At 64.6% G+C, this 21,751-nt stretch carries 17 protein-coding genes; 6 read left to right on the top strand and 11 right to left on the bottom strand.

What is annotated here, in order from left to right:
* Positions 1-146 precede the first annotated feature (146 nt).
* From B3547_RS18165 to B3547_RS18155, 3 genes are read left to right on the top strand one after another with little or no spacing between them, the layout of a single operon-like run.
* Positions 147-1,523, top strand: coding sequence for an amidohydrolase family protein (locus B3547_RS18165; RefSeq protein ID WP_292965463.1), 1,377 nt, complete (start codon positions 147-149; stop codon positions 1,521-1,523).
* Positions 1,513-2,637, top strand: a complete 1,125-nt coding sequence (locus tag B3547_RS18160) for a dipeptidase (protein ID WP_292965460.1) — start codon at positions 1,513-1,515, stop codon at positions 2,635-2,637. Before B3547_RS18165 ends, B3547_RS18160 begins: the two co-directional genes overlap by 11 nt.
* Positions 2,638-2,641: 4 nt before the next feature.
* A complete protein-coding gene (locus tag B3547_RS18155) occupies positions 2,642-3,571 on the top strand; it encodes an ornithine cyclodeaminase family protein (protein WP_292965457.1) in 930 nt (309 codons plus the stop codon).
* A 265-nt stretch (positions 3,572-3,836) separates the two neighbouring features.
* Here the strand turns inward: B3547_RS18155 and B3547_RS18150 are convergent, their stop codons facing one another.
* From B3547_RS18150 to B3547_RS18140, 3 genes are read right to left on the bottom strand one after another with little or no spacing between them, the layout of a single operon-like run.
* Entirely contained in the window at positions 3,837-4,208 is a 372-nt protein-coding gene (locus B3547_RS18150; protein ID WP_292965454.1) for an EthD domain-containing protein, read from the bottom strand.
* A 9-nt stretch (positions 4,209-4,217) separates the two neighbouring features.
* Positions 4,218-5,465, bottom strand: a complete 1,248-nt coding sequence (locus tag B3547_RS18145) for a cytochrome P450 (protein ID WP_292965451.1) — start codon at positions 5,463-5,465, stop codon at positions 4,218-4,220.
* 5 nt (positions 5,466-5,470) lie between these two features.
* The gene (locus B3547_RS18140) at positions 5,471-7,792 is read right to left on the bottom strand and encodes a TonB-dependent receptor (RefSeq protein WP_292965448.1); all 2,322 of its coding nucleotides are present in this window, start codon (positions 7,790-7,792) and stop codon (positions 5,471-5,473) included.
* Between the two features lie 188 nt (positions 7,793-7,980).
* Here B3547_RS18140 and B3547_RS18135 point away from each other — a divergent pair, with 188 nt between their 5' ends.
* Positions 7,981-10,134, top strand: a complete 2,154-nt coding sequence (locus B3547_RS18135; protein WP_292965445.1) for a molybdopterin-containing oxidoreductase family protein — start codon at positions 7,981-7,983, stop codon at positions 10,132-10,134.
* Here B3547_RS18135 and B3547_RS18130 read toward each other — a convergent pair whose 3' ends face one another.
* Positions 10,135-10,788: a TetR/AcrR family transcriptional regulator gene (locus tag B3547_RS18130; RefSeq protein ID WP_292965442.1), complete on the bottom strand. Its 654-nt coding sequence runs from the start codon at positions 10,786-10,788 to the stop codon at positions 10,135-10,137. It lies immediately after the preceding gene.
* Positions 10,789-10,818: 30 nt separating this feature from the next.
* Between B3547_RS18130 and B3547_RS18125 the strand changes: the two genes are divergently transcribed.
* The gene (locus tag B3547_RS18125; RefSeq protein WP_292965439.1) at positions 10,819-12,561 is read left to right on the top strand and encodes an N-acyl-D-amino-acid deacylase family protein; all 1,743 of its coding nucleotides are present in this window, start codon (positions 10,819-10,821) and stop codon (positions 12,559-12,561) included.
* Positions 12,562-12,639: 78 nt separating this feature from the next.
* Here the strand turns inward: B3547_RS18125 and B3547_RS18120 are convergent, their stop codons facing one another.
* From B3547_RS18120 to B3547_RS18105, 4 genes are all read right to left on the bottom strand, one after another.
* Complete coding sequence (locus B3547_RS18120; RefSeq protein ID WP_292965436.1) at positions 12,640-13,260, bottom strand: TetR family transcriptional regulator; 621 nt, start codon at positions 13,258-13,260, stop codon at positions 12,640-12,642.
* Between the two features lie 10 nt (positions 13,261-13,270).
* Positions 13,271-14,443, bottom strand: a complete 1,173-nt coding sequence (locus tag B3547_RS18115) for a CaiB/BaiF CoA transferase family protein (protein WP_292965922.1) — start codon at positions 14,441-14,443, stop codon at positions 13,271-13,273.
* Entirely contained in the window at positions 14,443-16,797 is a 2,355-nt protein-coding gene (locus tag B3547_RS18110; protein ID WP_292965433.1) for an enoyl-CoA hydratase-related protein, read from the bottom strand. Before B3547_RS18110 ends, B3547_RS18115 begins: the two co-directional genes overlap by 1 nt.
* Before the next feature lie 120 nt (positions 16,798-16,917).
* Entirely contained in the window at positions 16,918-17,253 is a 336-nt protein-coding gene (locus tag B3547_RS18105) for a hypothetical protein (protein WP_292965430.1), read from the bottom strand.
* Between the two features lie 92 nt (positions 17,254-17,345).
* Between B3547_RS18105 and B3547_RS18100 the strand changes: the two genes are divergently transcribed.
* Positions 17,346-18,112 (top strand): IS5 family transposase gene (locus tag B3547_RS18100; protein ID WP_292965427.1). Its coding sequence is split into 2 segments (ribosomal slippage): positions 17,346-17,658 and positions 17,658-18,112, totalling 768 coding nucleotides; the frame shifts between segments, so codons are not numbered across the junction.
* 70 nt (positions 18,113-18,182) lie between these two features.
* Here B3547_RS18100 and B3547_RS18095 read toward each other — a convergent pair.
* The 3 genes from B3547_RS18095 to B3547_RS18085 all read right to left on the bottom strand — a co-directional run bounded on the left by B3547_RS18095 (position 18,183) and on the right by B3547_RS18085 (position 21,570).
* The gene (locus B3547_RS18095; protein WP_292965424.1) at positions 18,183-18,839 is read right to left on the bottom strand and encodes an energy transducer TonB family protein; all 657 of its coding nucleotides are present in this window, start codon (positions 18,837-18,839) and stop codon (positions 18,183-18,185) included.
* A 41-nt stretch (positions 18,840-18,880) separates the two neighbouring features.
* A complete protein-coding gene (locus B3547_RS18090; protein ID WP_292965421.1) occupies positions 18,881-21,028 on the bottom strand; it encodes a TonB-dependent receptor plug domain-containing protein in 2,148 nt (715 codons plus the stop codon).
* A gap of 137 nt (positions 21,029-21,165) precedes the next feature.
* Positions 21,166-21,570 carry a hypothetical protein gene (locus tag B3547_RS18085; RefSeq protein WP_125953275.1) on the bottom strand — a complete coding sequence of 135 codons (405 nt, stop codon included), beginning with the start codon at positions 21,568-21,570 and terminating at the stop codon, positions 21,166-21,168.
* Between the last annotated feature and the right edge of the window lie 181 nt (positions 21,571-21,751).

Below are 21,751 nucleotides of genomic sequence, written 5' to 3'. Positions count from 1 at the left end.
CCGCTCTCCGAGGTCGGCGACATAAGGACTCAAGGATCGAAAATCGCTTTTCGACAACGGCATTCGTTCATTTTGTCGAGCGCAGGCATGCTGGTCCATCCAGCATCGCCATTGACCAGAATCTCCACCACTGAAATGCTTTAGGGATGAAGCTGCGACCATTGCGAGCAATCGCCCTAGCCTTTTCAGGCATCTCCCTTCTCCATGCGGTAGCGAGCCGCGCCGCACCACCCCCGCACGACACCGTCTATTCCGATGCAACCGTCATCGATGGAACCGGCGCACCGGCGCTTACGCATCAGGACATCATCGTCTCGGACGAACGCATCGTCGCGATCGTCCCGCACGGTAGCGCGACTGGGCGGGACGAACCCGGCGCGCGACGTGTTGATCTATCCGGCCTTTTCGTCATCCCTGGCCTGATCGACAGTCACGTGCACATGGCAACGCCGCCCGAGCCAGTCAGGGCGCGCGCGCGACTGCGGCGCGATCTTTTTGGCGGCGTGACCGCGGTGCGCGACATGGCCGACGACATCAGGCTGGTCGGCGAACTGGCACGCGAGGCACGCTTCGGAGAAATTCCAGCGCCTGACATCGCCTATGTCGCCGTGTTTGCCGGACGCCCCTTCTTCGCCGACCCCCGCGTCGGCTCGGTGAGCAAGGGCTATACGCCGGGAACCGCGCCGTGGATGCAGGCGATCGACGAGCAGACCAACATCGTGCACGCCATCAGCATGGCACGCGGCACCGGCGCCGCGGCGATCAAAATATACGCCGACCTGCCGTCCGACCTGATCGCCGCGATCACGCATGAAGCGCATCGCCAGCACATGCTCGTGTGGGCGCATAGCGCGGTCTTCCCCACCCGCCCGGCCGATGTCATCGACGCGGGCGTCGATTCCGTTAGCCATGTCTGCTACCTCGCCTATCAGGCCGAGCCGGTCATGCTGTCCTCCTATGAGGATCACACACCGGTCCACGAAAACCTTCTAAAGCAACCCGATGACCCGGTCATGGCTGGTCTGTTCGCCGATATGGCGCGCCGCGGGACGATCCTCGATGCGACCGGCAGCCTGTTCGTGCGCTATGACAAGGAGCAGGCGGCCCATCCGGAACGCAAGGCGCTGCGCTGCACCGGCCCGACCACGACACGTCTGACGCGACAGGCATGGCACGCTGGCGTACCGATCTCCGCCGGCACGGATTCGGTAGCGGGTGCCGGAAGCCAGTGGCCCGATGTCTTTCCCGAGATCGAGTTCCTCGTCCGCGATGTGGGCATGTCTCCGCTTGCTGCGATCCATTCGGCCACCGCCGTCGGCGCGCGGGCGATGGGACAGGGACAGGACATGGGCACGCTCGAATCAGGAAAGCTCGCGAACTTCGTCGTGCTGTCTGCCGATCCCCTCGCCGACATCGGCAATATCCGCAGCGTGCAGATGACGGTAAAGCGCGGTCACGAATACCGCCGGGCAGACTATCGCCCGGTAACGGCCGACGAGATGGGTAACGACAATGACGACTGACAGGCGCACCTTTCTGGGCGCGGCATCGGGAACCGCAGCGGTCGCCGCGCTGGGCGTTGCGGGCAAGGCGAGCGCGCAAGGACATACAATGCTTATCGTCAATGCGCTCGGCGGGATGGACGATCCCAACCATCCGCAAGGCAATCTCGTCCCTGACCTCTCGCCGCGCGTGCTGGCCGAAGCCCACGCATCGGGCCTGACGGCGATCAACGTTACGCTGGGTTATGTCTCGGGCGAGGAGGATCCCTTTGAACTTTCGGTGCGCGATATCGCCGCGACCGATGCGCTGGTCCGCAAGCACGCGCGCGATGTGCTCAAGGTCTATACCGCATCGGACATCCGCCGCGCCGCGCAGGAACGACGCATCGGGCTGATCTACGGCTTCCAGAACGGCGCGATGATGGGCAAGGACCTATCGCGCGTGGATATTTTCGCCGGGCTTGGCGTGCGCGTATTCCAGTTGACCTATAACCCCGCCAACCTGCTCGGCGACGGATCGATGGCGCCGGAGAACCGCGGCATCACCGCACTCGGCCGCGAAGTGATCGCGCGATGCAACGCAAACCGGGTAATGGTCGACCTGTCGCACAGCGGCGAACAGACCTGCCTCGATGCCGCGCTGGCCTCGTCCCAGCCGATCTCGATCAATCACACCGGATGCCGTGCGCTGACCGACCTGCCGCGCAACAAGACGGATGCGGAGCTTCGTCTGGTCGCAGAGCGTGGCGGCTTTGTCGGCATCTATTTCATGCCCTTCCTCAATCCCACCGGACACGCCCGCGCTGCCGATGTCGTCGCGCATCTCGACCATGCCGTGAATGTCTGCGGCGAGGATCACGTTGGCATCGGAACCGACGGATCGGTCACGCAGATCGACGACCTCGTTGCCTATCAGGCCGCGCTCGCCGAGGAGATCGCGGAGCGTAAGGCAGCCGGGATCAGCGCGGCGGGAGAGCGGGCGGACACCTATCCCTTCGTCGTCGACTTGCGCGGGCCGCAGCAGTTCCGCGACCTGATTGCCTTGCTGAAGGGCAAGGGCTGGACCCAGGCGCGGATCGAGAAGATCATGGGGCTGAACTTCGTGCGCTATGCCGAAGCCGTATGGGGCGCGTGACCGGGTGAAGCTGATCGATCGCGAAGAAGTCGCACGCCGACTCGACCACGTCACCTGCATCGCGCTGGTGCGCGAAGCGATGATCGCTCTGGCTGAAGGGCGCACGCGGCAGCTTTTGCGCGGGATCATCGATCTGGGCAAAGGCGACATGTTCGGGGTAATGCCCGGGGCGATGGACGGTGCTGGCTTCGGCGTCAAAGTGGTCAGCATATTCCCCAATGCGCCGGGCGGCCGCTCGCACCAGGGCGTGATCGTCATCTTCGACCGCACAACCGGTGCCCCGACGGCGGTGATTGAAGGCGGCGAAGTGACTGCCATCCGCACCGGATGCGCATCGGCCGTCGCGACCGATGCCCTGGCGAATAGGGACGCGCACCAACTGGCCGTGCTGGGTACCGGCGAGCAGGCGTGGCAGCACATTGCCGCGATCCGCCATGTTCGCGCGCTCTCGCGGGTCACGATCTGGGGGCGCGACCCGGCCAGGTCGGCGGCGCTTGCCTGCCGCGTGGAACGCGAGTTGCAACTGTGCGCGCGTAGCGCACCGGACGTTCCCGCCGCGGTTGCAGAGGCCGACATCATCTGCACGGTCACCGCGGCCGACGTGCCCATACTGTTTTCGCGCGACATCCCCGACGGCGCGCATGTCAACGTGGTAGGCTCCAGCCGGCTAGGTCCGGCCGAGATCGATAACGCACTGGTCGCCCGTGCCCGGTTCTTCCCCGACCACCGCGAAGGCGTTCTGGCACAGGGCGCCGAGTTCCTGAACGCCCGTGAGGCAGGACTTGTCACGGACGATCATGTCTTGGCGGAGATCGGGCACGTCCTCAATGGCGACACGCCAGGGCGCCTGGGCCAGGCGGACGTCACGATCTACAAGTCGCTCGGCTCGATCGTACAGGACCTTGCCTGCGCAGCCTATCTCGCAGGTGTGTGAACACACCCGCTCTCATTCCGGCCGGTGGCGATCGGACGAACTTTGCGGCCATTCGCAGCGCAGGAAAGGTTCGGGCAAAGCCGTCATGAGCTCATGATCTTCCGGTACCGCACTGGGCAAAGTTCGTCGATTACATCGATGGCTTCGAAGATCGGGGGGGGGGGCCGGGCACACGCTGCTGAAATGGGTTGACGGTCGGCATATTTTGCCAAGCCGATCATGTCGGATAGCTGCCGCTCCGGCCACGCCGGAATGCGCGCGCGGTCTAACCTCCCACAATCGTGTGCGAGCGTGCGAAGAAGATGGGCGAGCGCGGAAGGTCGATAAAGCGCTGCTCGTCCTCGAACAGTTCGCGATTGGCGGTACGCCGCGCCGGGTCGTGGCCGTTGCCGAGCAGATCGGCCTCGCTGTTCCAGCCGAGTTCGGCGACGCCATCGAAGGGCTGATCGGCCAGCCTTCCCTTGAGCAGGCCCCCGAGCACGGGATCATCGAGCCGGTGATGCTGGCGGTAAAGCGCCAGGCCGATGGTCGGCGCATGCCGCGCGACGAGCGGCGCGTGCGTTTCCAGCCAGTAGGTCTGGAATTCTTCGAGACTGAGCGACGGCAGCCGATGAAGGCAGAACAGCATCCGGATCATGGAACGACCCTATCGCGCCTTGTAGGCGATTGGCAGACGCTTTAGCCCGCTGACGAAATTGGAAGCGACCCAGGCCGGATCACCAGCGAGTTCGATCGCATCGACGCGCGCCAGCAATTCCTCGAAGAAGATGCGGATTTCCATCTTGGCAAGATGCTGGCCGAGGCAGAGGTGCGGACCATAGCCGAACCCTAGGTGACGGTTCGGCGGGCGCGAGAGGTCGAAACGGAACGGGTCGGGGAAGGCGTCGGCATCCCGGTTGGCCGAGGGATAGCACATCATCAGATGCTCGCCCGCCCTGATCGTCTTTCCGCGCAGCTCACAATCCTCGACCGCGGTGCGGAAGAAGTGCTTCACCGGTGTTACCCAGCGCACCATCTCGTCGACGCCGCCCGCGGCAAGGATCGCGGGATCGGCGCGCAGCCGCTCCATCTCCGGCGGGTTCTGCAGCAGCGCGAGCAGCCCGCCCGCGATCGTCGAACTGGTCGTATCGTGCCCGGCGGTTGCGATGATGATGTAGTAGGACATCAGTTCGAGCGTGCCGATCGGCTGCCCGTCAACCGTCGCGGTCGAAAGCAGGGTGGCGATATCGTCCGACGGATCGCGGCGCCGCGCCTCGGTCAGCTCGGCGAAATAGTCGCTGAAACCCTTGATCGTCGCCGCCAGATCGGGCTTGGGGCCTTTGCGGATGTCGGGATCGTCGGGGCCGAAGATATCGCGCGTCAGGACGAGCATCCGCGCCTCATCCTCGGCCGGCACGCCCAGGATACGCATGATGACGCGGAGCGGATACCACACCGCCACGTCGTCGACGAATTCGCAGGTTCCGCCACGCTCCACCATCTGGCCGACGAACTGCCGCGCGAGCGCACGCAGATCCTCTTCGAGCGCCTTCAACCGCGCCGGCATGAACCACGCCTGCGTCAGCTTGCGGTGCGCCATGTGATCGCGGCCGTCCATATGGACGATATCGCGCAGCATCAGCGCGCTGCCGCCGGTTAATTTGCGCACCTGCTCCTCGACCGAAACCGGCCGCAACATCATCCGCGGCGCGTTCAGGAATTGCGCCGCGTTCCGCTCCACGTCCTGAATATCCGCGAACCGGGTGACGCTCCAGAACGGACGATAGTCCGAGGGTTCGGTCCAGTGTACCGGGTCCTCGTCTCGCAGCCGGGTGAAGAGACGGTCATAGGCATCGGGATCGGCATAGGTCGCGGGCGCGACGATCGCGTCGTCGTCGATAGGCGGCGCGATCATCACCATCAGAAATTGAACCCCACGCGCACGCCATAGGTCGCGGGCGGCGCGGCGCGCGCGTTGCGGACGATCCCGCTGATCGGCAGGCCGCTGTCGAAGTATTTCTCGTTGGTGATGTTCGCGGCGTACAAGGAAACCAGCCAGCGGTCATCGGGCGCTGTATAGGTCAGGCTGGCGTCGACGAGTTGCATGCTGCGCGCCGTCGCCCCGCCCGTGCCTGTCAGATTCTCGGCGTCGAAATAGTACCCGGCGTTGTGCGATGCATCGACCGACAGCTTCAGTTCGCCATCACCGATCGGATATTTGACGTCCGCGCCCAGCGAGACGACGAACTTCGGCGCCCCCGCCAGCCGGTTGCCCTTGATGAACAGCACCCCGGCCCCGCCCGCCGACTCCACGTCGCGATCATAGCTGGTGTCGAGGACCAGGCCGTTCGAGCGCAGGGTGAACATCGGCGAGACCCGCCACAGCAGATCATATTGCGCGCCGGTGATCTTGGCCCCGGTTCCGTTGACCAGGATGTTCGATCCGCTCGCGGAGTCCGTATAGGCAATGTGGATATTGCCATAGTTGTAGTGGAACGCGCCGATGTTGAGGCGCGCATCGGGCGACAAGCGGATCTTTGCCCCGCCTTCGAACGAGGTGATCGTCTCGGGCTTCACACCGGGGCTGAGCAGATTGGTGTTCGAGAGGGTTGCGCCCTTGAACCCGGTGGAGACGCCCGTATAGAGCAGAATGCCGCCGGTGTCGTACTGGATGCGGCCGGTATAGGTGAACTTCGATCCTTTCAGCTCCTGTCGGCCCTGGTTGGGGATACCGAAGACGTTTCTGGGATCGGCAAGCGACAGAAAATCGGTGTTGGTATATTTTTCGTCCGTGTAGCGCCCGCCCGCCGTTATGCTCAGCTTGTCGGTTATCGGCACGGTGATCTGGCCGTAGCCGGCAATGGACCTGTTCTGCCAGCGATTGTCGGCGGTCAGTGCCGATAGCGGCGGCAGGTCGCCGGTGAGCAACACATCGCCGGCAGCGTCGAGGTAGAGCATGCCGGCGATCCACTGAACGGGCGAATTCACCGAAGCGACCTGCAGTTCCTGTTGCCAGGTGCGCGACGGAAAGTCGCCGGTGAAGCCGACGGAGCCGCCTTGAAAGCCCGCCGGATAGCTCTTCGGGTCCGCGAACAGAATCTCGGTCGCCGATAACGACTTCGCCGTCTGGTATGCCGTCAACGAGCTTATTTCGACCGACCCGAGATCGAGCGTGGCTTTCGCCGAATAGGTTTCGGCATTGAGCTGAACGAAGGAGCCCGCCGGCCCCGGCCGCAATATGCCGCGGGTCGATCCGTTGGCCTCGTTTTCGTAAGTCGCGCCATGTTCACCGCTGAAGCGCAAATTCGCCGCCGCGGCGAACGCGTCGGCGGGCGAAACGCCGAAGCTCTGCAGAAAGCCGGCATAGTAAAGCTGCGATCCGTTGAGGCCCGTACCCAGCACGTTGAGGTCGAGCCCGACCGCCTGATAGCCCTGACCCGACCGATCGTCGGATTCGAAATGTTGCGCGCGGAGCACGAGGTTGAACTGCTCCGATGGCTTGAAGACAAGAACCGCGCCAATCGACTTGGAATCGCGATCGTAAAAGTCGGCGTTGCTCGTTCCCGCCCCCGGGGCGTTGAGATTCTTGATGTACCCGTCGCGCTTGCGGATCGACCCGTTGACGGAGAAGGCGAACATCTCGCCAAGCCCGCCCGAAACGATCCCCGACGCCTCGCGATTGTTATAATTGCCGTACCCCGCGCGGAAGCGGCCCGAAATGGGGTCGCCCGGCCGCGGCGTCTTGGTCGTCACGACGATCGCGCCGCCGGTCGCATTGCGGCCATAGAGCGCACCCTGCGGCCCTTCGAGCACCTGGACCTGCTCGACATTGTCGAGGTCGAAAGCGGCGCTTGTCAGGGTCGCGATATAGACCCCGTCGACATAGGTTGCGACACTGGCCGCCTGCCCCGCTCCGGTGACGGTGGAGCCGACGCCGCGGATGAACGGCGTGACGTTGCTCGCCTGATTCTGGACGGTCAGCGACGGCGTCAGCTTGGGCAGGTCCTGCAGGGTGGAAACGTTGCGCGCCCCGAGCACTTCGGGCTCGACCGCGGTCACCACGACCGGAACCTTCTGGAGACTTTCGGACCGGCGTTGCGCGGTCACGACGATATCGGCCAGTTCCCCGCTGTCGGCGGTCACACCGTCTTCCGCGGCCGGCGCGCCGGCTTCCTCCGCCCAAGCCGGCGAAACGTTCATCGTGGCGATGGCGACACTGGCCATCAGAACAGCCTTACGCATCTTCGTCTCCCTCCAGATCGTGAAGCTTTTCGCTTCATCTTTCCGCTTGCCAGTCCGAGCCGCTGTAGCTCATACCCCGACACGACAAAAATAGATATTCGTCGTATTTTATTCTGTCAACATGCATCTTAAACGCTCATTTAAGCGAGCGATTTCGCAGGTTTCCGGCGAATTGGAGGGAGAGGGAATTGGCAAGCAACGCCCCGATTCGGACCCAGACGACAAGCTTCTGCCGGCTCTGCGAGGCCTTCTGCGGGACGGTGGTGACGGTCGAGGACGGCCGCCCGGTCAAGCTGACACCCGATCGCGACAATCCGCACACCCAGGGGCATATCTGCGTCAAGGGCGCGGCGATCATCGACATAGCCAACGATCCCGACCGCGTGCTGCGGCCGCTGAAACGTGTCGGCGGCCCCGGCGAATTCGCCGAGGTTTCGTGGGATCAGGCGCTCGACGATATTGCGACGCGGCTGAAGGCGATCATCGACACCCACGGGCCTGAGGCAGTCGCAACCTATTTCGGCAATCCCGGCGCCTTTTCGACCGACACGTTCATGTCGAGCCAATGGTTCCTTGCAAGGATCGGCAGCAGCAAGTTCTACGCGGCAGGGTCACAGGACAGCACTTCGCGCCACCTCGCGAGCTGGATTCTCTATGGCGTCGCCTTTCGCAACGCGATCCCGGACCTGCCGAACTGCGATTTCCTGATCATAACGGGCGCCAACCCGCTGGTATCGCACGGCGGCCTGCTCACCGCGCCGCGGATGCGCCACGATCTGGACGCCATTGCCGAGCGCGGCCGGGTGATCGTGATCGATCCGCGCCGGACCGAAACCGCGAAGCGGTACGAGCATATCGCGATCCAGCCCGATGCCGACGCATGGCTTCACGCGGCGATGCTCAAGGTCATGATCGGCGCAGGCGCGGTCGACGAGGCCTTCCTTGCCGCGCATTGCACCGGCTGGGACGATCTGCGCACGGCCGTCACCCAGGTCGATCTCGACGAGGCCGCGACCGCCACCGGCATCCGGCGCGACACCATCGAACGCCTTGCGCTCGATTTTGCAGCCGCGCCGCGCGCCGCGATGTACGGCCGGGTCGGCCTGTGCCGCGGCCGTTTCTCGACGATCGCCAACCTGCTGCTCGATGCGATCAACATCGCGGGCGGCAAGTTCGGCAAGCCGGGCGGGTCAACCTTCGGCGCCTTTCCGCTTGCCGAGGGCGCCGAGCCGCTTTCGGGCTATGGCGAGCACCGCACGCGGATCGGCAACCTGCCGGTCGTTGCGGGGCTGATGCCCGCCGCCGCGCTGCCCGACGACATATTGCAACCGGGCGAAGGCCAGGTTCGCGCCATGATGGTCATCGCCGGCAACCCGGTGCTGTCCGCGCCGGGGGGCGAGCGGCTCGAACGGGCACTCGAATCGCTCGATCTCCTGTTCTCGGTCGATCTCTATGTGACCGAGACGAACCGTTTCGCGCACTACATTCTGCCCGCAGCCACCTTCCTCGAAAAGGACGACATCCCGCTAATCGGGCTGTCGCACATGGTGCGGCCCTATCTCCAGTACGCCCGCGCGGCCGTGCCGCCGATGGGCGAGGCGCGCGAGGAACTGGCGATTTTCAGCGATCTCGCCGCGCGCATGGGGCTCGGTTCGATCGCGCCGACCCCGGGCCTGCGCTGGCTGGAGCGGCAGGGCATGGCGATCACCCCGCTGACGCTGGTTGAGCTTGCGCTCCGGCATGGCCCACTCGGCAAACGGCGCGGGAACGAAGCGCTCGGTTTCGCAAAGCTTGCGGATATGCCGCACGGAACGATGCTCGACCTGCCCCTCACCTATGGCGGCTGGGCCGACCATGTCGCTACCGACGATCGCAAGATCCGTCTCTGGCATCCGATCGTCGCCGACGAATTCGCGCGCTTCGCCGCCCAGCAGGCCGCGACAACCGACGGCGGAGAGCTGAAGCTTTTCAGCCAGCGCAAGCTCAAGTCGATGAACAGCTGGATGCACAATCCCGAAAAGCTGGCGCGTTCGCAGGGGCCGGCGCTGCTCGTCCACCCTGCCGACGCCGCCCGATACGGCCTCAGCGATGGTGGCCGGGCCAGTGTGGCGAACGCACATGGCGCCGTCGAAGTCGCGGTTGAAGTGACCGAAGACGTTATCGAGGGCGCGGTCTGCTATCCGCATGGATGGGGGCACAATGGCGGCTGGCGCCATGCCAACACCCTGCCCGGCGCGAACATCAACCTGTTGCTCGGGCTCGGGCCGGAGGCGGTCGAGCGCGTTTCGGGAACGACGTTTATCGACGGCATTCCGGTGACGGTCACGCCGATCGCGGCCTGATCAGCGCGCCATCACCGCCGGCGCCAGAAAGTCGCGGACCAGAGCGTCCATGCTGGCGCGATCGTCGAGATCCTCGGCGGGGCGCTGAAGCAGCGCGCGATAGACGAAGCTCAGCCACCATTCGATCCGCTGGACTGAAATATCGGTGCGTCCCCGTCCCGTCGCCGCGATCCGTTCGATCACCGGCGCCCAATAGTCGTGCATCATCCGCTCGATGACCTGCGAGTGCTCGGCCAGTTCGTTGACGTAGCCCATCGAGCCTTCCTCGAAGAGGCCTTCGAAGATCGGCATGGCGCGTGCCGCATCGACGAGCGCCAGCACCGCAGCCGACAGCAGCGCCTCCCCTTCCAGATCGTCGGGAATGTTGTTCTTCGCGCGCTCGTTCACCAACGCACCGTCGCGCAGCAGCACCGCCGTCGCGAGTTGCTGCTTGTTCGGGAAGTAATTGTAGATCGTCTGGCGCGTGATCCCCGAACCCTTGGCCACGGCTTCCATCCGCAACCGCTTGTACCCGACCTTCGCGATCACCTGATTCGCGGCGTCCAATATGCGGGCCTGCGTCCGGCGCGCGACGTCAGTTTCAAGTTCGTTGTCCATCATCCAACCCGCAGAAACTCTCAAAATTTGACGAAATTTATTTTTTGTCGCATTCATCTCGCATAACGACATACCGGGAGAATTGTCATGTACGGATTCGACCTCGTCATCAAGAACGGGACGATCATCGACGGCACGCGCTTTCCGCGCTTCAGGTCCGACATCGGAATCAAGGACGGGAAAATCGCGCGGATCGGGTACATTGCGGATCCCGGCAGCGCGCGCGTCGTCGACGCCAACGGGCTGATCGTCGCCCCCGGCCATATCGACACCCACACCCATTATGACGCGCAGATCTTCTGGGACCCGGCCTGCTCGAACGCCGGCGAGAACGGCATCACCACCGTCGTTACCGGCAATTGCGGCTTCGGCTTCGCCCCCGTCCACACGAAGGATCGTGAACGCGCGATGCTCATGATGGAAACCACAGAGCAGGTTCCCGCGATCCAGATGCAAACCGCGCTCCCCTGGTCATGGGAAACCTTCCCGGAACTCGTCGAGGCGATGCGGCGGACGCCCAAGGCGGTGAACCTCACCATGTTCCTGCCGCTCAACGCGGTGATGTTCTATGTGATGGGCGAGGACGCGAAGCACCGCCGCCCGACCGCGCCCGAAATCGAAGCGATCAAGGAACTGGTTCACGAGGCGATGGATGCCGGCGCGTGCGGCCTGTCGCTAAGCTTCATGGGGCACGAGAACAACCATGTCGACATCGACGGATCAGCGATGCCGACCGACATCATGCATCCCGACGATGCCGTCGCCATGGCGAGCGCGCTGCGGGACCGGCAGGAAGGGATCATCCAGGTCATCGCGCAGATCGGCCCGGTCGGCGACCGAAGCATCAGCGAAAAGCTGGCGCGCGAGACTGGCCGGCCGATCCTGCACAACGTGTTCTCGGTCAGCGAATATACTCCAGACCTCCACCGCCAGAGCATGGCGTGGCTGGACGCGATGAACGAAGAGGAAGGCGTCGAGATGTACGCCGCCACCGTCATCTGCCGCGCCTGGAACGAGACCGAACTCTTCAACTCGCCCGGCTGTTCGCTCGACGCACTCGACGTCTATCGCGAGCTGACCTTCTGCAAGGATCCCGCCGATAAGCGCGCGAAACTGCTCGATCCCGAATTCCGCCGCCGCTTCAATGAAAGCTATGACCCGGTCATGTTCGAGGCGACCGCGGGCGGGCTCGCCGACTATACCGTGATCGGAATGGGCGAAGGCTCGAACGACGCGAAGGACTATCTCGGCAAGACCTTGGGCGAGATAGCCGCCGCCGAAGGCAAGACCGAAGTCGATGCCTTTATCGACACCGCGCTGGAAAGCGATCTGCGGATAGAACTCAAGACGCCCGGCATCGCGATCGACCCCGCGAAAGTCGCCGACCTGTTGTCGAACGGCCGCGTTCTTGCGGGCGCGTCGGACGGCGGGGCGCATACCAAGAACTTCAGCGGAGGCCAGTGGACCACCGACCTGATCCTGTGGCTCGTGCGCGACAACGATTTCCTCTCGCTCGAGGACATGCACTACCGCCTTTCCTATCAGCCCGCACGCGCGATGGGCATCAAGGATCGCGGCGCGCTGCTCGAAGGCATGGCCGCGGACATTCTCGTCTATGACCTTGCCGAGCTCTATTTCGACCAGGACCGGTTCGACGTCGTCCACGACCAGCCCGGCGGCGACTGGCGGCGCAAGGCGCGCGCCGGCGGGTATCGCCAGATCTTCGTGAACGGCGTGCAGACGTTCGAGCGCGACCAGCTGCTCGGCACGGCCCCCGGCATCTATCTCGGCGACGGCACCGCTCGGCCGCCGATTGCCCGCGCTGCCTGATCGCAGGCTGCGGGACAGGGTCATTCTTGTCGTCGGCGGATCGACGGCGCGGTGAACAACGCCGGACGCGCTCGCCGATTAACGCGCGAGCAGCCCGCCAACGATCAGTTCGCTTACCGTTGCAGCGTAGCGTTCGACAAGGTCATGATCGAGCGAACCATCGCCCAGGATCGTGTGCCGCGACTGCACCGACGAAAAGAGATGCGCGCAGGCGCCGTCGATTGCGAAGCTCACCAGGTTGGCGTCGACCGCGCGAAACGCGCCGCACGCGATTCCTTCGGCGATGATCGCCCGCCGTGCCTCGATCACCGGCCGCACAAAGGTCGCGCCGACTTTCGCCGAGGCCTCGGGCGATGCTTCGCGCAGCAGTTTCTGGAGCAGGCGATTGAGATAAGGCCGTTCGAAGTAAGCCTCGATCAATCCCTTGATATGGATTTCCATCTTTGCCGCCGGGGAAATATCAGCGGCGAGCAGGCGTTCGAGATGCGCCGAGGCGCGCCGTGCATCGCCCTCGATGATCGCGATCATCAGCCCTTCGCGGTTGCCGAAATAATAGCTGACCAGCGCGACGTTGGTGCCGGCGCGCTCCGAAATGTCGGCGATCGACACTTCGAGCAGCCCGCGCTCGATCATCAGGCCGCGCGCCGCATCGACGATACGCTGCGCCGTTGCCGGCTGGTCGGTCACGTCCTCGGCCATGCTGCCCCTGTCATTGCTTCTTCAGCCCCGCGCGGATCCGGTCCGACTGTTCACCCAGCCGCGGGGCATGACGCTTGGCCGATTCGAGCGGCTTTGCAAAGCGCACCGGATGCTCCATCGCGAAATAGCCCCCTTCGCTCGGATGCTCCTGACGCGAGAAAAAGCCTGTCGCCGCCAGATGGGGATCGTCCATGATATCGGCGATATCGCGCACCGGCTGCGCCGGAATTTGCGCCGCATGGCATTTTGCGACCAGCTCGGCCGTGGAGAAAGCCGGGGTCAACCGTGCCATCTCGCGGTAAAGCAGCGGCAGATTGACCGTCCGCGCCTTGCGGGTCGCGAACCGCTTGTCCTTCAGAAACTCGGAATTTCCGAGCACCGCGAATACGCGCGGCCACGCTTCGTCGGTATAGGGCACGATGCTGACAAAGCCGTCGCGCGTCGGGAAGGGTTGCCGATCGGGATCGATCTGGCGGAAATAGCCCACGGGCGCGTTCGGGGGATCGAAGGTCAGCCCGGCCATATGTTCGAGCAGCATGAAATGGCTGAACGCTTCGAACATCGCGATCTCCACCTTCTGCCCCTCACCCGTCCGGAGTTTGTGGACCACAGCCGCGAGCACCGCATAGGCGGCATGGAGGCCCGCGACCTTGTCGGCAATCAGCGACGGCAGATAGCGCGCACGCGGATCGCCATCGACGCGCGGCAGCAAGGTTGCCGTCCCGGTCGCGGCCTGGATCACGTCGTCATAGGCCTGCAGGTCGGCATAGGGGCCGTCCTGTCCGAACCCGACGCAATGCGCATAGATGATGTTGGGATTGATCCCCCGCACCGCGTCATAATCGAGCCCCAGCCGCTCGACCGCCTTGCCGCGCACGTTGAGCACGAACACGTCGGCCTCTTCGAGCAGCGCCTTCATGCAGGCCAGATCGTCGGGCGCCTTGAGATCGAGCGCAACCGACTGCTTGCCGCGGTTGATGGCCATGAAGCCGGGGCTCATCCCCGGCGTCGCCGCGGCCTTGCCCGACCAGCGGAATGCATCCCCCGCGCCCGGCGCCTCGACCTTGATTACCTCGGCGCCAAGTTCGGCAAGGATATGCGTGCAATAGGGGCCGAAGACGACGCTGGTCAGATCGACCACCCTGATCCCTTCCAGCATGGGCTTGCCGTCCATTGCCATCATCACGATCCGCTCCATTCGGGCTTGCGCTTGGCGGCAAAGGCGCTGACGCCCTCGCGGAAATCGCGCGTGCGCATCAGGCGCCCGAAGATGCGGTTGTTGGCCGCCAGCGCCTCTTCGAGCGATTCCAGATTATCGAGTGTGTTGAGCGCCTCCTTCGAGGCGCGGATGGCCGACGGCGAATTTTCGAGCAGCCGTTCGGCAAGCGCCCGCGCGGCGTCCAGCGCATCGCCTTCGACGGCATCGTTGATGACGCCAAGCTCCCGCGCCTCGGCGGCACCGAAATGGCGACCCGTGAGAATAAGTTCCATCGCCGCCTTGCGCCCGATCTGGCGCGTCAGCCGCTGGACGCCGCCCGCCGCCGCATAGAGGCCGACCTTCACTTCCGGCAGCGCGAAGCGCGCGCTTGCCGTTGCGACGGCAAGGTCGCACGCGAGGACGATCTCAAGCCCTCCGCCCATTGCCACCCCATTGACCGCCGTGATCACCGGCTTGGTCCGGTCGAAGCGCGAGCAGAGTCCGGCGAAACCCGACGGCGGGATCGACATGTCCCCGCCCTTCGCCGTGACTTTCAAGTCATTGCCGCTGCAAAAGGCCCGGTCGCCCGCCCCCGTGACGATCGCGACCCACAGGTCAGGATCGCGCTCGAAATCATCCCAGATTTCGTGCAGCTCGAAATGTGCCGCGCTGAAAAGCGCATTCATGGCCTCCGGCCGGTTGAGCGTGACCTCCAGGACATGCCCACGGCGCTCGATCAGCACATGCGCGAACCGCCGTGCCGGCAGGCCCGCTGCCCGGCCCGATGCCGATGGGGGCTCACCAAGCCTGCTTGCGGGTTCGACGAAGTTCACCCCCTTCTCATGCACGATGTGAACGGACCGGCCGATCGCATCCTGTTCGGCAAGGCTCGCCAGTGTCGCGCGATGCCCCGTGCGAACCCGCGCCAGCACCCGCCCCGTTTCGTTCGAGGCGATGACATAGCCGCGCGAAGGCTGCCCCTTCTTCCAGGTCACCGTATAGCTGTCGATCACCGCATCGGTCGTTTCGGCAAGCAACGTCGGCGCGGGCGCATTGTCGATGGCGCGCTGCCCGCCATCGTCGCGCCGCGGTTGCCAGCCTTCGACCGGCTCGGTCGAATAGACGCCGGCCGCTTCCTTCGAGAGGAAGCCGCCATTGGCGAGAACCAGACCGAATTGCCCGGGCGACGCGCGCAGCTGCTCGGCCATCGTCGCGATGGCGTGCATCGAATAATTGTTCCCCGCTCCGCCGAAGAACGGCAGCCCGCCGGTGACGGTGCAGGGGGTGTGCCGCCAATCCACCCCCAGCACCTCCGCCGCGAGCAGCACCGCGCAGGGGAAGCAGCTGTAGAGATCGAGTTGTTCGATGCCCCGCGCCGTCTTGCCCGCCATCGCGAGCGCGCCCCGCAGCGCCGCCTCGATGGCGCGCGAACGCGACAGATCGGGCCGCTCCAGGACCGGCCGGTCCTTCACCGCGGCATAGCCATGCAGATAGACCCATTTGGCCGGATCGATTCCGGCCTGCCGCGCCGTGCCGACCGAGGTGAGAATAACCGCGGCGCCCTGGTTCACCGCGTCCTGCGCGACGTGCCATTTGAGATAGGGCTCGGCGATCGGATAATTGCCGTCCCCCGGTGTTGCGAGGAAATCGCGCGAGCGGCTCTGCGGGAATTGCGAATAGGGTTTCATCGCCGCGACGTCCGAAAAGCCTTCCCACAGCTCGGACATGAGCGCGACATAGCCGGGCCGATCCAATCCCAGCCTTGCGCGCAGCGCCTGCTCGAACGCCGGATAGGTCTGCGTCGGCATGCCCAGCCCGTTGACGCGCTCGTAGTCGGTCAGGAGCGGCGGCCCCAGACCGCGGTCCTCCCACGGACCATCGACGCTGTACGACCAGTCGAGCGTCAGCCGCGCCTTCAGCGCCTGCTTCATCGTCGCAATCGCCTCGGACCCGGCGAGCAGGATCGCTTTGGCATCGCCCGCGAAGATCGCTTCCGCCGCTTCGTTCACCAACGCCTGTGGCTGGTCGCCGCCCACGACCGAATAAATGCAGCGCGCATCCCCGATCCCCAATCCCGCCGCCAGCGTGACCGGCGGGTTGGCGCAGCGGCCGAACGGATGGCGCACGCCCTCGATCGAGTCATGATTGGCGCGTACCACGACCACGCCATCGATCATCTGGCGCAGCGCTTCGCCCGCGCCGCTGTCGGCAAGCGCGCGCTCGGCCGCGGCGAGTTGAAGCCCCAGCGGACTCGGCGCATCTTCGATGTCCTGACCGTCCCAATGGCGAACGATCTGGCCGACGCCGACCAATATGGGGGTTTGCGGATCGATGGCCATGAAGCGCCTCTCCTCGATGCATTTTAAATGCTTGTTTAATCGAGCGCCTAAATGCTCATTTAATCCGAGTCAATTAGGTCGTGAACTCATAAATTAGACGCGGAGATACGCAGGCGGTGCCTACTGGCTGTAGTAAGCTCGATAATCGTCATGCGTTGAGAACAATGCTGCGAAATCGCCACCATCCCGGAACCAGATGGTCAGTTCCTTTCCGAGATCGGCCCAATCCTGGATGGCGATCGAAGCGGTGTTGAGAGGGCCATGTTGGTCCGCATGCACCGACAGTAGCTGCCCCTTATCGTCGATATAGTCGCCTTCGATGGTGTTCGCGTGCTGGGCGCGATCATACCGATCCGAAGGTGAGAACGGGCCGAAAGCGACGCCCATAGGGGGATCGAGGTGCTCTATGATGGCGGTGCCAATGACCACTTCATTTTGATAGACGCTGACCTGCATAATGCAGCTTCCCACTTTGTCCCGATGTCGGCAACTGCGCTGACGGAAGCAGATTCCTTTTACATTCCGTAGAAATCTGATTCAGCGGTGGTATGAGCAGATACGACCTGACCGACTTCGAGTGGCGCGTGATCGAACCGCTGCTGCGTAACAAGCCGAGAGGTGTTCCGCGCGTCGACGACCGGCGTGTCCTAAACGGCATTTTCTGGGTGCTTCGATCTGGTGCACCGTGGCGCGATCTGCCCAAGCGCTATGGTCCGCGCACCACCTGCTACAACCGCTTCGTACAATGGCGGAAAGCGGGCGTCTGGGACCGGATGATGGACGCCATCACCGCCGCCTATGACGGCGACATCCAGATGATCGAGAGCACTTCCATCCAAGCGCACCAACAGGCTGCGACGGCAAAAAGGGGGATCGAGATCATTGTCTCGGTCGCTCCCGAGGCGGGCTCACGACCAAAATCCACGCGGTCGTCGATGCGCAAGGCCTCCCGAGCCGGCTCGGTCTGACCGCTGGGCAGGCACATGATGGCCAAGTCGCGGACGATCTACTCAACCACCTTGGGCCGCACATGATCGTGCTCGCCGACAAAGCCTACGATGCTGACCGCATCCGCACGCTGATCGAGGAACAGGGCGCCACGCCCAACATCCCGCCCAAATCCAATCGAAAGTGGAAGCCTTGCTTCAGCAAGCGGCTCTATCGTGAGCGCAATCTGATTGAGCGCTTCTTTTCCAAACTCAAGCACTTCCGCCGCGTCGCCACCCGCTACGATAAGTTGGTGGAGAACTTCCTCGCCATGGTCCAACTCGCATCAATGCGCCTGTGGCTCCGCGCTTATGAGTCTACAGCCTAGATCGACGGAGCAGGTCGTGATTTTCGATGCCAGTCATCTGGCGACGATATGCGGCGCGCGCGGCACCAGCCTAATGGAACGCGACAGGCACGACGAATGCCAATTGCGCTGCCGTCAGGCCGGCGGGCGGTGCGGGCATCGGACTCGCCTGCCGCACCATCCGCAAGGCGATCCGGTCGAGATTGGGATCGCCGCTGGACCCGGCAATGTCGCTCGCCACCAGGGTACCGCCGCGATCGATCCGGAAGGCGATCAGGACCGTGCCCCGCAACGCGGAACCGCGTGGTCTGCCCGCCCGGATGTGGAGCGATAGCAGAGTGCGGTAAGCGGCCAGCATATCGGCCGGCTCGGCGATGGGCGGCGGAGGCGGTTCGGGCGGGGCCACAACCGCATTCACGGCGTGCGGCACAGGCAAGGGCGCCAAGGCGCCGCCTTCGGGCGACGCCGGCGGAGCGGAAACCGGCACGACCGGTGCGCGTGCGCCAGGAATGGCAACGATCTGCCGCTCCGGCGACCGTCGGGGTGCGTCTGCCGGCTTGTGCAACGGCCGCACCGGGCGGGAGGGCGGCGGTGCGGAAAGGGTCATCCGCGTCAGCCGCAAGGGTTGCGCCGTCTTGCCTGTTTCGCGGGCTCCGTACGCGACCACCAGCGCCGCCACCGCCAGCGCGTGAAGCAGCGTGGTGGCGACCAGCGCCACCACGCGCGGGGCCAGTGGGCCGAAGCCCACCGTTGACAATGGCCAAGGCCTGTCTCCCCCGCCACGCATGGTCAGAAGCTTACGCCAACGCCGACATTGACCGAGCGCCCGCGCCCCGGAACCGGGCGCAACGTACCGGTGGCCTTGTAATCCCCCAGCGAAACCCCGCCCAGCGGCAGACTGTAAGCCTTGTCGAACAGGTTCTCGCCCTCGACGCTCAGCCGCACCGGTCCCAGCGTGTAGGCCACACGCAGGTTGACCAGCGCATAGGCGGCCGTGCGGGGTTCGTTGCGCGTGGCATCGACGCGGTTCTTGGCGGCGACCCATTCAAGATCGACGCCGGCTTCCAAAGCGCCCTGCCGGTGTTCCAGCCCCACTTTGATGTCGAGCGGCATCTGGTGGTAGAGCGGCCCGCCATCGCTTAGATTCTGGCCATGCACGTAGGCCAGCGAGGCGGTCAGCGTGGTGACGTCGCGGTCCGCGCCCTTGCGCAGCGTGGCATGGCCGGACACGTCCACGCCGAAGAACTCCGCCCGCTGGTTGGCGAACTGCAACTGCACCCATGGCGAAGCCGTCATCATGCTGCCGGTCAGCTTTTTGACGAACACCGCATCGATGTAGTCGTTGACGTGGGTGTAGTACGGCGCAATCCGCAGCGACCAGCCCTGCGCCGCTCCCTGGAACTCGATCGCCGCGCTTACCGTGTCCGCGCGTTCCGGCCGGAGGTCGAGATTGCCGAAATAACCGTTGCCGTCGCCGTACCAGCCGATCATCCGGCTGGACATCGCGCCCCGGCCCCAGGTGTAGCGCTCGTAGATGTTGGGCGAGCGCGCCTTGTGGGCATAGCCCAGTTCGATCGCCACGCCACTGGCGGGTGCGTAGCTCAGCAGCGCGGAAGCGCTCCAGTTGTCGTTCTTGCGCGCATGGGACACCGCATTGAACGCCATGGCCGCCATCGCATCGTCCATGTTCATCATGCTGGTGGAATAGGGCTGAACATTGCCCGTGTTCATGGTGACGTGATCGAGACGAACGCCCACGACGCTGGAAAGACGATCGCTCCAGTGCCGCTCCCACTCGGCGAATGCCCCCAGCCGGTTGCGATGCGCGGCATTGACGTTGAGATAGGTGTTCGGCCCCATCATCATGCTGCCGGCGACCGGCGGCCAGTAATCGTTGAGCCACTGGTGATGATACTCGCCGCCAAGACGCAGCGTTTCATGGCGAGAGACGGGGAATTCCAGCCTCAGCGCGGTGCTGAAGGTGTGCACTTCGGTGTTCATCGGCATATTGGCCGGCATCTTGTCCTTGAGGAAGTTCATCTCGTGGTCGGTATCCCGGTAGTCCGCGGTGAACTTCGCCGAGCCCCAGTCGAACTCGCCCTCGTATCCGAAGTTGAGGAACCATGACGTGTTGGAGACCATGTCCATCGCCTGGTTGGCGAAGCCCTCGTAAGGCGAGAAGTGGTAGCCGCCCTTGAGACGGAACAGGCCGATGTCGCTCCGATAGGCCAGCGCGAGCGCCTGATCCGTCTTGGCGAATTCGGTAGAGCGGACAAGGCCCAGATCGCCCCCGCCCTTGTAACGGTCCGACTGGGTGTAGGAGCCGGTGTAGGTGGCGCTCAGCCGCTCGCCCGCAACGGTCAGTTGCGCCGCGCCGCCGAAGCCATCGCCGTTCGAGCGATAAAAGGCCGACATCGTGCCGGTCAGCAGCGTTCCGCCGCCGGTGGCGAAGCGCGGCGCGGCGCTTTCCACGGCGATGATCCCGCCGATGTTGTCCCCACCCATGCTGACCGGCGCGACGCCGGGCACGACCCTGATCGCGTGGATCGACTGGGGATCGGTGTAGGACAGCGGAGAATTCATGTCGTTGGGGCAGGCGAAATCGATCGGACTGCCATCCACCGTGATCCGCAGGCGCTGTTCGTTCAGCCCGCGGATGACCGGCATCGACGAAAAGCCGCCACCGCTGTTGGCGCTGACGCCGGGAATCCAGCGTAGCAGCGCGGCCGTGTCGCTGGTGGAAAGCTGGAGACGGCGAATGTCCGCCTCGGACAAGGTCCGGCCGGTAACTGGTGCTGAGGCGACGGCATCGGCCGGGGTGCCCGCCTCGACATCGACCTGGGGAAGCTGGCTGGCCTCCTGCGCGTGGACGGCAAGGGGCAGGAGCGCCGACGTGGCGCCAAGAAAGGCCCGCAGCGGGCGAACGCAAAACGACATGATATTCCTTTCAGGGGGCGGCCCGATAGAGGCCGGCAGCCCGCAAAGCGCGCGGTCACACGCTCCGAAGAGCGGCGCGCAAAATTTTCGCTGACGGCGGCAGACGCCGGCAGCCTATGAGACGAACGCGGAGGAAATCAGGCGCGCGCGGGCGGACCGCGCAAGGGTGGCCGAATGCGATCCGCGCGCCTGCGTGCCGGCTGTCGGACCGGCGCGAAGCCCAGCGCCAGGATGAAGGCCAGTGCCAGTGCCAGAAGCACCGGCCCCGGCGCGGCCATCGACGCCATGGACAGCGACGAAAACGGGCATTCGCCCTTGTGCTGCTGCGGGGACGGACCGGGCCCGTCACGCTTCAGCGGCACGACCACGTCCTTCGCGGCATGGCTGCCCGTGCCGTCTTCGCACACCAGTATGGTGAGCACGGTTGCGCTTTGCCCAAGCATGTACCCCGCCGGCACCAGTGCCTTCAGGCACAGCGCTGCCGCGACCAGCGCAATGGCGAAGGCGCGGTGCCGCATCAGGAAGGAACGCACGAGGGTCATCGCCGGCGCGCATAACCTTGCGACGCCCCCCTGTCATTAATGCATATCAAAAACCCACTTCCAGCGCTCGCCGACACCCGTGGACCTCCAGCATCGGAACGAAAACGCGCGGCCATCGCTGACGGCGAGGTGTCACCTTACTGCCTCACATCTGGTCCATACCAGATGCATGATTCCCGCG

Source organism: Novosphingobium sp. UBA1939 (assembly GCF_002336885.1).
GTDB lineage: Bacteria > Pseudomonadota > Alphaproteobacteria > Sphingomonadales > Sphingomonadaceae > Novosphingobium.
Note: the sequence above shows the minus strand (reverse complement) of the source record. Positions and strands in the feature narration are given on the sequence as shown.

Bases quoted from the DNA above. Each gene is read 5' to 3' on its own strand.
- B3547_RS18165 (WP_292965463.1), top strand. From the start codon at position 147: ATGAAGCTGCGACCATTGCGAGCAATCGCCCTAGCCTTTTCAGGCATC.
- B3547_RS18160 (WP_292965460.1), top strand. From the start codon at position 1,513: ATGACGACTGACAGGCGCACCTTTCTGGGCGCGGCATCGGGAACCGCA.
- B3547_RS18150 (WP_292965454.1), bottom strand. From the start codon at position 4,208: ATGATCCGGATGCTGTTCTGCCTTCATCGGCTGCCGTCGCTCAGTCTC.
- B3547_RS18145 (WP_292965451.1), bottom strand. From the start codon at position 5,465: ATGATCGCGCCGCCTATCGACGACGACGCGATCGTCGCGCCCGCGACC.
- B3547_RS18140 (WP_292965448.1), bottom strand. From the start codon at position 7,792: ATGCGTAAGGCTGTTCTGATGGCCAGTGTCGCCATCGCCACGATGAAC.
- B3547_RS18130 (WP_292965442.1), bottom strand. From the start codon at position 10,788: ATGAATGCGACAAAAAATAAATTTCGTCAAATTTTGAGAGTTTCTGCG.
- B3547_RS18125 (WP_292965439.1), top strand. From the start codon at position 10,819: ATGTACGGATTCGACCTCGTCATCAAGAACGGGACGATCATCGACGGC.
- B3547_RS18120 (WP_292965436.1), bottom strand. From the start codon at position 13,260: ATGGCCGAGGACGTGACCGACCAGCCGGCAACGGCGCAGCGTATCGTC.
- B3547_RS18115 (WP_292965922.1), bottom strand. From the start codon at position 14,443: ATGATGGCAATGGACGGCAAGCCCATGCTGGAAGGGATCAGGGTGGTC.
- B3547_RS18110 (WP_292965433.1), bottom strand. From the start codon at position 16,797: ATGGCCATCGATCCGCAAACCCCCATATTGGTCGGCGTCGGCCAGATC.
- B3547_RS18105 (WP_292965430.1), bottom strand. From the start codon at position 17,253: ATGCAGGTCAGCGTCTATCAAAATGAAGTGGTCATTGGCACCGCCATC.
- B3547_RS18090 (WP_292965421.1), bottom strand. From the start codon at position 21,028: ATGTCGTTTTGCGTTCGCCCGCTGCGGGCCTTTCTTGGCGCCACGTCG.
- B3547_RS18085 (WP_125953275.1), bottom strand. From the start codon at position 21,570: ATGACCCTCGTGCGTTCCTTCCTGATGCGGCACCGCGCCTTCGCCATT.